We start from the raw sequence: 12,120 nt of genomic DNA on the forward strand, positions 1-12,120 counted from the left end.
TAGAAAAATACCGTCTTATTCGATCCACTCATGCCTTTCGCCGCCCTCCGAAACATGGATGATGCGCACCGGAATGATTTTTAAGACGACGTAGTCGGGGTCATCGGGTCCGGTAAATTTGTCTTTGAATTCCGGCTTCCAGAAATGCTCGCGAAGCTCGCGGTTGTCCGTGATGCTGCAAGTCCCTTCGATTTCGGCCCAGCCCCCGGCGCTTCCGTTTTCATAGCCGAAAAGCAAGGAAACATGCGGGTTGTCCTCCAGCTCCTCTACCTTATGCGTCTTGCGGTCCGCCACGAGATAAATGCTGAGGCCCCTGTTGTATAACATCATGTACCGCTGCTTGGGCCGGTTTCCTTCGACGGTGGCAAAAGCGCAGAACTCATGGTGATCCAAAATTTTGACGATGTTTTGCTCCATCACGATCCGGGCTTCCATAGTCCATACTTCTCCTTCCAAATAAGAACTCCTTAAACGTAGCTTGCCCTTTCCGGATTTGGATAAATCACACAGGAGAATTTTTCAATATTTTATGATTTTAAGCATTTTCTCTTGTATGATGAACATAATGCTGATCAGAGGTTCGGACGATTCATCCGACGACGCAAATTTGCTGCCAAAGGAGTTATCATGAAACGATTGATATGGATTGGATGCTTATCTTATTTTTTGATCGGGCTGGCTCACGTCGTGCTCGGCTCTGTGCTGCCGGTGCTGCTGGAACATTACGACCGCGAATACAGCCAGGGCGGAACGCTCATTTTCACGCAGTTTGCCGGTTTTTTGGCGGGCGTTCTCATCTCCCCGCTTCTTAACCGACGTTTTGGCAAAAGAGGCGGGCTGCTGATCGCCATATCCCTGCTTTGCGCAGCCGAGCTGGCATACCTGCTGCTGCCGCCCTGGGAACTGCTTTATCCGACGGCCGTCTGCGCCGGCTTCGGTTTCGGCATGATTGAAGCCGTGATCGGGACGATTATCATTGCGGCGATCAAGGAAAAAACGGCCGTGGCCATGAGCCGCCTTGAAGTCTTTTTTGGCGTGGGCGCCATGGTGATGCCGCTGATCGCCAGCGGGTTCATCTCTCAGGGCTGGTGGCGCTTTTCCTTTCTTGTCATTTCCTTGTTTTCCCTCGTCACCCTGCTGTTATGGTCCAAAAGCTCGTTCGGCGAAATCGATGCGGAGCTCCGTGCCGACAGGAAGGCGGCAAATGTCAGCGGGACGGACGTGAACGCGGCCTCCCACAAAAAACGTTTTCCGTATCAGGGAAAATCATTGGGCATTCTGGCGCTGTTCATGGTGTTTTTCTTTCTCTACGTCGGCACGGAAATGAGTCTGGCCAACTTTATGCCCGCCATCCTCATCGAAAAAATCGGCATGAAGGAAGCCTTTGCCACGCTCAGCGTGACCTGCTTTTGGGTGGCGATGTCCATCGGCCGGATTTTCTCCGGCACCGTCGCCGAACGCATCCATTACCGCGTGTATGTGCTGTTCAGCTGCGCCGTTACGCTGGTGCTGCTGGCCGTATTTCCTTTGACCGGAGCGGTCTGGTCCGCTTTTGCCGTCATCCTGCTGCTCGGCTTGTTCATGTCGGGGATCTTCTCGATCGCCCTCGTCTTCGCAAGCAAGCTGCTGCAAGGAACGGAGGAGTCGACGCCAAGCATTCTGATTGCCTCCGGGGGCGTGGGCGGCGCGGTGCTTCCGCTAATCATCGGCTGGTGCATGGATCATTTGCAGGTCAACCAGACCGCCTGGATGCTCGCCTTGTTTACTCTTTTTATGGTCATTCTAAGCCTGGCGGCGTTTTTCTTGCAGCACAAACAGCTTCGGCTCAACGATCCAAAGAATACGCCCTTGCCAACCTCCAACAATGGATAAACGAAGCTTATTTCAGCTTGGATATGCCTCCGCTGATCAAATTCACCTTAACGTCGATGCTTTCGATGCTTCCCGGATCGAGCGGAATTTTGTCTTCGGCGCTTAATTTGTGCCAGGCATCGGGCATGCTTCTGCGGAGTATGCCCGATAGCCCGTATGCATCCACATCCATTTCCAGACCTTTCAAATAGGTCTTCATAATTTGGTCTTTAATTTCCTTCGTCGCAGCCAGCTCCAGTTTTTTCTTGGTTACGTTCTTGTTCAACTGGGGAAGCGTAGCTTGCGTCGACACTTTGATGTCAAATACGGGCTTGCCTTGTCTCAGCTTCGGGCGGATCGACGATTTAACCTTGTCCATGACCATCATAGCCTGCACCTCGTTCCCTTTCCGGATGACCAGAGGCGTTCTTCTCGTATTCTTTTCCAGCCATCTCAGTCCCAAAATATCCGAATTCTCCAGGCATCCCCGAAACTTTTGCTTTTGCAAAAAACAAACCCCGGTCATGCTGACGTTGGGCGAAGGCTTCCGGTTATCGGTCCAGTCAGGAATAATCGCAGCATTCGGCAAAAGCACCGTTTCGCCCTTTTCTTTCCACTTCCATATAAACTTGTAGAGGTACAGCGGGGAGATGACGGAACTTTGTTCATAGATTCGCATCGGGCTGTTGAGCTGCGAGTAGACCACCGACAAATCGGCGATGGATGGAGTATTGAGCAATTCTTCCATCGGCTCCTTGGTCGCCATCGTCCAGACCGTATACCTGAATTCATAATACCGGTCCCATACGTCCAGTACCTGATCCACAATCCCGTTTTTTAACGCCGCCTCGCTAAATACGATCGTTTTCACATTGCTCCAGACGACCCTTTGCGGGCTTGAGGTATACATATTAAAGACTGCGGTATCAAACGAATCGCCTACCGCTTTACCGACAAACGTCTTCTGCAACTGCGATTGCCCGGACTCTCTCTTGGCAACGCCGCTGAAATTAAGCATTTGGATATACAGAACGACCTGTCCTTTTACATAATCGACCCCAACGGTATTCACATAGATCATATGCTCGATTTCCCTTGCCCCCCAGCAGCCCGTGAGCGGCATGGTCAAAAGCGCCAAGGCAAGGATGCAGCGGATCCATTTCATCATCATGTTCATCCTTTATTTCCCTTCCCGCCCGTGAACCCGCCCTTGCCCCATGGCATCCTGAACAAAACTTTATACATTTCCCTGAACTTCGGAGGACTTAGCGGAGCCAAATAATAGGTGCCGAAGGAACGGAGATTGACTAGGAAAAGCACCATCGCCAGCAGGGAGAACAGCACCCCGAACAATCCCAAAATACTGCTGATCAGAAGCACGAAGATTCGAAACAGGCCGACGATATTGACCAGGGACTGGTTCACTAGCGTAAAGGTGGAAAGCACGGAAATCGCAATGACCACAATCGTCCCCGGGCCTGCGATTCCTGCGCTCATGGCTGCCTGCCCGATAATCAATCCGCCGACCACCGATAAGGTCTGTCCGAACGCGGAAGGCAATCGCATGCCCGCTTCCCGGAAAATTTCAAATAAAAACAGCATGACCATCGCCTCCAGAGGAGCCGGGAGCGGCACCCCCTGCCTGGAGTTGACCAAGGTTGCAAGCAGCGTAAAGGGGATTTGGTCTTGATGGTACGTATTCAGCGCAATCCAAAATCCCGGCAGAAACAAAGAAAGCAGCACACCGATCCCCCTCAAAAAACGCGTAAAAGCAACAACGACATTGACCAGAAACGCATCTTCCGAAGAGTTGATCAGGAAATTGATGTTCACAGGAGCGATAAGCACGGTAGGAGCACCGTCCATCACAATGACAAATTTGCCGTGGAGCAGCGAGTTTACGGCATAGTCCGGTCTTCCGGAATAAGTCATCAGCGGAAAAACCAAGAGGCCTCCGGTCAACATTTCCTCAAGCTGGCTGTTGCTCACGAGACCTTTGGTTTTTATGCGGGATAACCTCGCCCTGATCTCCTGGAGAACATCGTCCTTGATCGTTGCCTTATGATATAAAAGATGGATTTGGGTCGCCGTTTCGGAACCGATCGTAAATTCCTCGACAGCGAGCTGATCGGTCTTGAGCCTTCTCCGGATCAAAGCGATGTTCGTATACGAATCCTCGACGAAACCGTCCCTTGGTCCTCTCGTTGAAACTTCCGTATTCGGCTCCTCCGGCTGCCGTTTCGGCGCATTGCCCATAACCATGGAGTAACATCGGTTCGATGGCGCAAATATAAGAAGAAGATCTCCCGCAAGCACGGTCGTTTTCATCCCTTCTTCCGTCCGGTCCTGCGGAATGGGCTCCATTTGAAAAGGAACTTTAAGCGGCAAATCCATCTCATCCGACAACAGCATTTGCTCCGGGATATTTTTTAATTCAGGGATAACGTTTTGCTCCACTTTGGCGGTATCGGACAACCCTTCGCAATAAACCAACTGAACGGAATAACCCTGGGCCGGTAATAAGACGGTTCGTTTCTTAATATCCGCGCTCGACCCGAACAGCCGCGAAACCATATCCTCAATGTTTTGGGCCGGCTTGCTTTTGATTTCATGCCTCTTCACGGCGCCATTTTCCCCCTTCGGCGGGCCAAGCTGATCAGCCCCGTAATAATCACGGAAAAGGACAGTATCCCCCAAAACGATACGGGAAGCACATACTCCGACAGCATCTTTAGAAAAAAACGGTCGCTTATAGGAATGGCCGTAATAGCAAGGGTAACCGCAAAAATACTTCCTAGCACCCAAGCCTTCGCCTTTTTTCTTGTGACTTGGAAAATATCGAGTATGAGAAACATGGAGAGCGAAATTCTCAAAAACGCGCCGCTGAACCATTGGTAGACGCTAAAGAAGTCCATATGCTCGATGTAACGGCCAATGGTCAGCAGCCTCCATTCCTCAAAAGCCGGAAACCGGAGCTTGTTGGCCTCATCCACTCCGAATTCAACGATGGCGCCGATCAGCGGCCCTACAGTCAGTCCCGAAAGAAGCAGGATCATGAGCATAAAAGAAAGATACGACAGGCGCGATCTGATATGATGCTGCAAAAAGAAAAACATGATCACTTCGACAAAACCGGCTCCGGCATAAAGGACTCCGCCCCAAACGGGCTTCATTCCATGTTCAAGTATCGGCTTCAGCAACGTGTAATCCTTATGAGGCATGTTAAACAACATGATAAAAAAGCCCAATACAACGACGAAAGGCAGCAATAAACCCGCGGTATTGGCGAGGGAATGGATGCCTAAAAAGGCGCTTACGGCCGATATCAAAAGGAAGAGGAAGCTGAATATGAGAAAGGGCGTCTCCGGAGAAAACGTGAGATGGATCCAATATACCGTGTCTTTTGTCGTAATGACGCAAATCGTAAACAGGTACACGGCGATGATTGCGGCAAGACCGCGGCCCACAATGGGATGATAGGCCTTGGACAGCCAACCGAACAGATGGCGTTTGTTCAGTTTGGTTATGCCGATGTGAAGCATCAACGCCCATACGAGCGCGCATCCGCTTGCCAGCAGCACTGAAATCCAAGCGTCCCGGTTTGCCGCCTGCAGCAATATGGGGATAAGGATGACATGATTCAGAAGGCCGGTGCTCAGCAACAGAATCATGACGGATTGAACAAACGAAATATTTGTTTTTATTTCCCTCAGCCTCCTGCCTTAACCAGACTCCCTTCACCCTTATCGTGGCATTTTTTAGAATATTTATTCTTCTTCCGGACGGGACGCTTTTTCAAGACCGGTTGATTTTTCGGATTTCTCCCTTTTTCCGCTTCCAATCGAAAGGTTTCGAGCCGCAGCGATTGAATTCTTTCAAGGTTAGGACTATAATACCAATGTAAAACCCGCAACTTCATAAGAATCCGGGGTGCTGGAATCGGCCGGCTGAGATTGTATCCCTTCAAGATACTGACCCTTAAACCTGATCTGGGTAATGCCAGCGTAGGAAAAGCCATGTCATGGCGTTCGCCATGCTATCCTTGCGCCTTAAGCGTCCCGAATCCGGGGCGCTTTTTTTGTTGAATGATCGGACCCTGAACGAAAAGGAAAATGCAAGGGGCCCTTGATTCGCTTCCAGATCGAAAAAGAAAGATTCTTCTGCATGAGTGAAGGGGAGAACATAGGTAAGGGAGAGAGAAACGCAATGAAAACAAAAAGATTCGGGCTGTTTTTGCTCGCATTGCTGCTTGTGCTGGCTACGGCCGCTTGCGGAAGCAAAAACGCCCAAACGACGGACGAAGGGAAACCGTCCGGGGAAACGTCCCCTGCTGCGGGCGGCAACGAGCCCAAAAAGCTGAAGGACGTCAAGATCGTCCTGGATTGGACGCCGAACACGAACCATACGGGGCTGTACGTCGCCAAGGAAAAAGGCTATTACGAAGAGGAAGGCCTGAACGTCGACATCGTGCAGCCGGGCGCCGGAGGGGCGGAAGCCATGGTCGCGTCGGGCAAGGTGCCGTTTGGCATCAGCGTGCAGGAAAACGTCACCCAGGCGCGCACGCAGGGCGTTCCGCTCGTATCGATCGCGGCGGTGATCCAGCATAACACGTCCGGCTTTGCCGCTCCGGTCGACCGCAACATCAAAAGACCGAAGGACTTTGAAGGCAAAACCTACGGCGGCTGGGGCTCCCCGGTGGAAAAAGCGGTCATCGACTCGATCATGGCCATCGATAAAGCGGACGTTAACAAGCTGAAGATCGTCAACATGGGCGAAGCCGACTATTTTACGGCGGTAAAACGCGACATCGATTTCGCCTGGATTTTCTACGGCTGGACCGGCATTGAAGCCGGGCTGCGCAAGGAACCGCTCGACATGCTGTATGTCAAGGATTTTTCCGACAAGCTCGATTATTACACGCCGGTGATCGTCACAAACGAAAAGCAGATCAAGGAAGATCCGGAGCTGGTCAAAGCTTTTATGCGCGCCACCTCCAAAGGGTACCAGTTTGCGATTCAACATCCGGAGGATGCTGCGGGCGTGTTGATCAAAGCCGTGCCGGAGCTCGACAAGGATCTGGTGATGGCCAGCCAGAAATGGCTCAGCCCGAAATACCAGGACGACGCCAAGCGTTGGGGCGAGCAGAAGGAACAGGTGTGGAAAGGGTATTCCGATTGGATGTACGAGCATAAGCTGCTCGACAAGCCGCTGGATGTCCAAAACGCGTTTACGAACGACTTTTTGCCGCAAGAATCATGATCTTTCGTGTTTCCAGTCATTTATCATAACTTGCAAAGGAAGTGATCGGGTATGGCTCATACCCTGCTCAGCATTCAGGTCATCCCAAAAACGCCGAACAACGAGGACTCTTATCCTTACGTCGACCGGGCCATCGAAGTGATTCAGCAGTCGGGCGTCAAATACGAGGTGCATCCGCTGGAAACGACGATGGAGGGCGAGCTTGAGGAACTGCTGGAAATCGTGCGCCGCATGCATGAGGTTCTGGTGGAGGCCGGCAGCCCAAGCATCATCTCCCAGATCAAAATCGCCCATAACCCCGGCGGCATCAGCATGGATCGGCTTACGGAGAAATACCGTCCATGAGGCGCTGGTGGAGCCATGTATGGCCGCCCTTTGTGGCGGTCCTCTTCTTTTTGGCCGTATGGGAGCTGTGCACCTCGCTGTTTCATATCGATAAATGGATTCTTCCCTCCCCGGTCGACATCGCCAAGGAAACGGCGGACGGGGCCGGGGATTTATGGGGCCATGTCTGGGCTACGGTCAGGCTGACGCTTGAAGGTTTTATCATCGGAACGGCAGTGGGGCTGGTCATCGCCCTTATCCTGCATTTGATTCCGTTTCTGAAGTCGGCGCTGTACCCGCTGCTTATTTTAAGCCAAAATATCCCGACCATTGCGCTGGCCCCGCTGCTTATGATTTGGTTCGGCTTCGGGCTGCTGCCCAAACTGATCGTCATCACCCTCGTCTGCTTCTTCCCCGTTGCCGTCGCCACGATGGGCGGACTGAAACAGACCGACCGGGTCATGCTCAATTACATGCGGATGATCGGCGCGAACAAACGGCAAATATTCGCCAAGCTGGAGCTGCCGCATGCGCTGCCCGCGATCTTTTCGGGCGTCAAAATCGCCGCGACCTACAGCGTCATGGGGGCGGTCATCGCGGAATGGATCGGCGCGGACAAGGGCATCGGATATTATATGATGCTGCAAAAATCGGGATACCGCACCGACCGCATGTTCGTCGCCATCATGGTCATCGTCGCGCTCAGCCTGCTCATGTTCGGAATCATCGCCCTGCTGGAACGATGGCTCGTGCGCTGGAAACCGAAGCAGGAAAGTTAATGCCGGACAAAGAAAGGAGCGAAAAACCGACATGTCAACGCTAGAAAAAACGACAGCCGCCGCCAAAGCCGGCGGCCATCCCCCTGCCCCTCCCGCCCTGGAGGCATCCGGCATCAGCAAAGCCTTTCAGGAAAAGCGAAGCCGCCTGCAGGTGCTGGACGACGTGACGCTTACCGTGGGCAAAGGCGAATTCGTCTCCATCCTCGGGCCGTCGGGCAGCGGCAAAAGCACGCTGTTCCATATTATCGGCGGCCTCGTCAAGCCTGACGCGGGAACGGTCCGCATGAACGGCGCCGACGTTACCGGCCAGCAGGGACATATCAGCTACATGCCGCAGTCGCCTGCCTTGTTCCCTTGGCGGACGATCGAAGACAACGTCCTGCTATCGCAGGAGGTGCAGGGCAAGGTTGACAAGGAGGCCCGCGAAAACGCCCGCATGTGGCTGAGCAAAGTCGGCCTCGGCGGGTTCGAGAAAAACCACCCGCATACCTTGTCCGGGGGGATGCAGCAGCGGGCCGCCTTCCTTCGCGCCCTGCTGAGCCCGCAGGAGCTGATGTGCCTCGACGAGCCGTTCAGCGCGCTGGATGCGTTGACCCGGAGCGATATGCAGCGCTGGCTGCTCGACATTTGGGAGGAAAGCCGCCGCTCCGTGCTGTTTATTACCCATAACATCGAAGAGGCTCTGCTGCTTTCGAGCCGCATCTATGTCTTTTCCGGCCGTCCGGCATCGGTGCTTCACGTCATCGACGTGCCTTTCCCGCGGCCGCGCCGCGAGGAGATCATCGAACACCCGGATTTTATCAAGCTCAGACGGGAGCTTTCCGGATGGCTGCGCGAAGAGCAGCTGAAAATGCAAGGAGCTAACTGACATCATTTAACCGAGGCGTTTTTCCGCCCGCGTGAACGCAAAAACTCGGCCCGCGATTGCCGTTCCCCCAAGGAACAAGGAATCGTCGCGGACCGAGTTTTTTATGTTTATGAGAAGGCACCCTACGCAGTTCGGGGAGCTTTATGGTTCAGGTCGCCCGGCAGTTCCCGGCGCCGAATAATTTCATCCAAAACAGGGGAACGTTGTATACGAGGTGAAACGATGAAATTCCGAATCCGACCGGTTCTGCTGTGTCTGTCCCTGTTTCTTATGGCCGCCCCCGCCGCCACAGCCGCAGCGGAGGAGCTTCAGCCGAAAGAATCGAAGCTGCTGATGTATCAGGACATCATGGTGGAGCTGCTGCTTCCCGAAATCCAGAATGCCGTAAACGATTATTACCGGAACATGCTTGCGGCCAATCCGCTCGTATACCCGTACGAAATCGAAATCATTCAGGCCAAGCGGGTCAACGGCGGACCCGGAGACCGGGGCTTCCACTTTTCCGTGACGCTGGAAACCTCCCCGGTTCTGGGACCGCATATCGGCGTCGGAAAAGACCGGATGACGATCGAAATCTCTCCCCTTTTCCCCGATAAAGTCAAGCTGGTCGCGTTCCGGCACTTAGAGTCCTACGAGCTTCCGCAGAACTACCGGCATCTCCTGAAGGCAAGTGCGGGAAATCCGTAAGCCGGCTTGCGATGCCCAAGCCGCGCCGTGCATGAGCTTGCCCGCCTGCACAACAATCGGACATCGGCCGAACCTATTTGTTATAATGATGATACCATTTTGAACGACGCATCATTGCGACAAATGAGGAGGCAGCCCCTTGAACTCTACACCTGATCCCCGGTTCCGCTCGGAGCAAAGCTCTGCGGACCACGCGGCAACGCAGCAAGCTTTGAGCGAAACGATGGCCCCGTTGATCGATGCCCATATCCACTTGGACTCATACGATGCATCCCGGCAGCAGGTTATTCTGTCCGGTTTGGCGCAAGCCGAAGTTGCGGGCGTGATTACGGTATCCATGCACCTGGATTCCGCCCGCCGCAATCTGCGGCTCGCAGGGCAATACCCTTCCCTGGTTCACCCGGCCTTCGGTTTTCACCCGGAGCAGCCCATACCGGCTTCAAACGAAGTGGACGAGCTGCTGGCGTGGATGGAGCGGCATGCCGGAGAGATGGTCGCCGTCGGCGAAGTCGGCCTTCCTTATTACACGCGGAAGGAAGCCAAGGAAACGGGCCGGCCGTTCGACGATAGGCCGTACGTGGAGCTGCTGGAACGTTTCCTGGCCTTCGCCCGGGATCACGGCAAGCCTGTCGTGCTCCATGCGGTATACGAGGATGCCGATACCGCCTGCGATCTGCTTGAACGATACCGCATTCGGCGTGCCCATTTCCACTGGTTCAAAGGTTCGCCCGATACGGTGGAGCGCATGGCGAAACGAGGATACTACGTTTCCTTTACGCCCGATATCGTGTATGAAGAAGAAATTCAGGAACTCGCCCGCGCGTATCCTGCCGATCGGGTCATGTCCGAAACCGACGGCCCTTGGCCGTTCGAAGGGCCGTTCGCCGGACAGATGACCCATCCGCGGATGACCGCGGCGGTAGCGGAAGCGTGGAGCCGGATTCAAGGCTTATCCCTGCGGGAAGCCCGGGAGCTTTTATATATGAACGCCAAGCGTTTTTACGGGATTTAGCTGGGGCGCACGGGCTTATTTTTTCATGAACCCTTTGGCGTCCAGAAACGCCTTCATGTGCAGGCGGGTCGGCTCGCCCAATCGGTTCGCCATGACCTGCGACCATGGCGCATCCTGCTTGCCGCCGGTCCGTTCCTTCAGGTATGCCGCCATCGTAGCATCATACTCCTGAACCGGGGCTACGCTTTGTTCCTTCGAATAACCGTTATGGTGCAGCACCGACGGCAGCGGCAGGCGCGGGCGCTGCCCCGGCTGATGGTCCGGAACGCCGACGCACATGCCGAACACCGGGTATACCAGCTCAGGCAGACCGAGCAGCTCGGACAATTCGGCAATCCGGTTGCGCACGCCTCCGATATAGACGATGCCCAGACCCAGCGACTCCGCCGCAATGGCCGCGTTTTGGGCAGCCAAAGCGGCGTCTACCGTCGCCACGATAAAGTTTTCCGTGCTGTCTTCGTGCGATTCCCTTCCCCGCAGCGGCTCCGCCGTCACTTGCTTTAACCGGTACAAATCGGCGCACCAGACGAGGAATACCGGACATTGCTCCACGTAAGCCTGGTTTCCGGCCAGCTCCGCCAATCTTTTTTTGAGTTCCGGGTCCGTCGCCGCAATGACGGTGTACGCTTGCACATTGCTTGAGGTGGAAGCCATTTGGGCGGCGGAAACGATGGTTCGGAGTTGCTCTTCGGTAACATGCGTATCCTTGAATTTTCGGATCGAGCGGTGATTCATCAATAAGGACAACGTATCGTTCATGCTTCAAATCTCCTCCTGATCGTAGCTGTTATGTTCACCTTATATGATAATCCCCGGGATTCCTCGTCTCAATGCCGAAGCCCGCTGCTCTTTTTTATTGAATCGACATCACTTGCCCTTTCGTTATCGCCACGAGTTCCCCTGGCGTCAGTTGAAACACGGCTTTCGGATGCCCGGCTGCAGCCCATACCGTCCGAAACTTCAGAAGGTCTTGATCAATGATGGTGATCATGTTTTCGCTGTGGCCGATGGGGGCCACCCCGCCGATCACAAAACCGGTCCGTTCCCGTACGAAATCGGCATCGGCTTTGCCCAGTTCATCCTGCACATAACGCGCTATTTCCTTTTCATTAACGCGGTTTGTTCCGCTCGCGACAACCAGCAGGGGCTGACCCGATTTTTTCAAACGGAAGATGATCGATTTTGCAATTTCCGCCACCTCGCACCCGATCGCGTCGGCAGCCTCCTTGGCGGTTCTCGCGCTATCCGGCAGCCAAACGACGGTATGGCCGTACCCCATTTCGGACAGCAGGGCTTGCACCTGCTGCACCCCTTCATGAATTTCGCCCATGTCCTTTCCT

13 protein-coding genes and 1 riboswitch are annotated in these 12,120 nt (G+C 54.1%); of the genes, 7 read left to right on the top strand and 6 right to left on the bottom strand.

Annotated elements, in window-relative coordinates:
• Positions 1 to 15: 15 nt before the first annotated feature.
• Positions 16 to 435 carry a pyridoxamine 5'-phosphate oxidase family protein gene (locus tag GQY55_RS06005; RefSeq protein ID WP_160039169.1) on the bottom strand — a complete coding sequence of 140 codons (420 nt, stop codon included), beginning with the start codon at positions 433 to 435 and terminating at the stop codon, positions 16 to 18.
• 192 nt (positions 436 to 627) lie between these two features.
• On the opposite strand from GQY55_RS06005, the gene GQY55_RS06010 reads away from it, so the two are divergent.
• The gene (locus GQY55_RS06010; protein ID WP_160039171.1) at positions 628 to 1,872 is read left to right on the top strand and encodes an MFS transporter; all 1,245 of its coding nucleotides are present in this window, start codon (positions 628 to 630) and stop codon (positions 1,870 to 1,872) included.
• Positions 1,873 to 1,879: 7 nt separating this feature from the next.
• Here the strand turns inward: GQY55_RS06010 and GQY55_RS06015 are convergent, their stop codons facing one another.
• From GQY55_RS06015 to GQY55_RS06025, 3 genes are read right to left on the bottom strand one after another with little or no spacing between them, the layout of a single operon-like run.
• Positions 1,880 to 3,019 (bottom strand): Ger(x)C family spore germination protein, encoded by a 1,140-nt coding sequence (locus tag GQY55_RS06015; RefSeq protein WP_236575444.1) that lies wholly within the window; start codon positions 3,017 to 3,019, stop codon positions 1,880 to 1,882.
• A 5-nt stretch (positions 3,020 to 3,024) separates the two neighbouring features.
• A complete protein-coding gene (locus GQY55_RS06020; RefSeq protein WP_236575445.1) occupies positions 3,025 to 4,473 on the bottom strand; it encodes a spore germination protein in 1,449 nt (482 codons plus the stop codon).
• Complete coding sequence (locus tag GQY55_RS06025) at positions 4,470 to 5,522, bottom strand: GerAB/ArcD/ProY family transporter (RefSeq protein WP_236575446.1); 1,053 nt, start codon at positions 5,520 to 5,522, stop codon at positions 4,470 to 4,472. The genes GQY55_RS06020 and GQY55_RS06025 overlap by 4 nt, the downstream gene beginning before the upstream one ends.
• Positions 5,523 to 5,767: 245 nt before the next feature.
• Positions 5,768 to 5,879: riboswitch (TPP riboswitch) on the top strand.
• 178 nt (positions 5,880 to 6,057) lie between these two features.
• On the opposite strand from GQY55_RS06025, the gene GQY55_RS06030 reads away from it, so the two are divergent.
• The 6 genes from GQY55_RS06030 to GQY55_RS06055 all read left to right on the top strand — a co-directional run bounded on the left by GQY55_RS06030 (position 6,058) and on the right by GQY55_RS06055 (position 10,780).
• Positions 6,058 to 7,110 (top strand): ABC transporter substrate-binding protein, encoded by a 1,053-nt coding sequence (locus tag GQY55_RS06030; protein WP_160039173.1) that lies wholly within the window; start codon positions 6,058 to 6,060, stop codon positions 7,108 to 7,110.
• Between the two features lie 51 nt (positions 7,111 to 7,161).
• Complete coding sequence (locus GQY55_RS06035) at positions 7,162 to 7,455, top strand: thiamine-binding protein (RefSeq protein ID WP_160039175.1); 294 nt, start codon at positions 7,162 to 7,164, stop codon at positions 7,453 to 7,455.
• Positions 7,452 to 8,213, top strand: coding sequence for an ABC transporter permease (locus GQY55_RS06040; RefSeq protein ID WP_160039177.1), 762 nt, complete (start codon positions 7,452 to 7,454; stop codon positions 8,211 to 8,213). Before GQY55_RS06035 ends, GQY55_RS06040 begins: the two co-directional genes overlap by 4 nt.
• A 31-nt stretch (positions 8,214 to 8,244) precedes the next feature.
• A complete protein-coding gene (locus tag GQY55_RS06045) occupies positions 8,245 to 9,081 on the top strand; it encodes an ABC transporter ATP-binding protein (RefSeq protein ID WP_160039179.1) in 837 nt (278 codons plus the stop codon).
• Positions 9,082 to 9,303: 222 nt separating this feature from the next.
• Positions 9,304 to 9,768, top strand: a complete 465-nt coding sequence (locus GQY55_RS06050) for a DUF3888 domain-containing protein (RefSeq protein ID WP_160039181.1) — start codon at positions 9,304 to 9,306, stop codon at positions 9,766 to 9,768.
• 223 nt (positions 9,769 to 9,991) lie between these two features.
• Positions 9,992 to 10,780, top strand: a complete 789-nt coding sequence (locus GQY55_RS06055) for a TatD family hydrolase (protein WP_160039823.1) — start codon at positions 9,992 to 9,994, stop codon at positions 10,778 to 10,780.
• A gap of 15 nt (positions 10,781 to 10,795) precedes the next feature.
• Here GQY55_RS06055 and nfsA read toward each other — a convergent pair whose 3' ends face one another.
• Both nfsA and GQY55_RS06065 read right to left on the bottom strand, forming a co-directional pair.
• A complete protein-coding gene (gene nfsA / locus GQY55_RS06060; RefSeq protein WP_160039183.1) occupies positions 10,796 to 11,539 on the bottom strand; it encodes an oxygen-insensitive NADPH nitroreductase in 744 nt (247 codons plus the stop codon).
• A 94-nt stretch (positions 11,540 to 11,633) separates the two neighbouring features.
• Positions 11,634 to 12,110, bottom strand: coding sequence for a YbaK/EbsC family protein (locus GQY55_RS06065; protein WP_160039185.1), 477 nt, complete (start codon positions 12,108 to 12,110; stop codon positions 11,634 to 11,636).
• Between the last annotated feature and the right edge of the window lie 10 nt (positions 12,111 to 12,120).

The organism is Paenibacillus sp. USDA918EY (assembly GCF_009870825.1).
GTDB lineage: Bacteria > Bacillota > Bacilli > Paenibacillales > Paenibacillaceae > Paenibacillus_AQ > Paenibacillus_AQ albilobatus.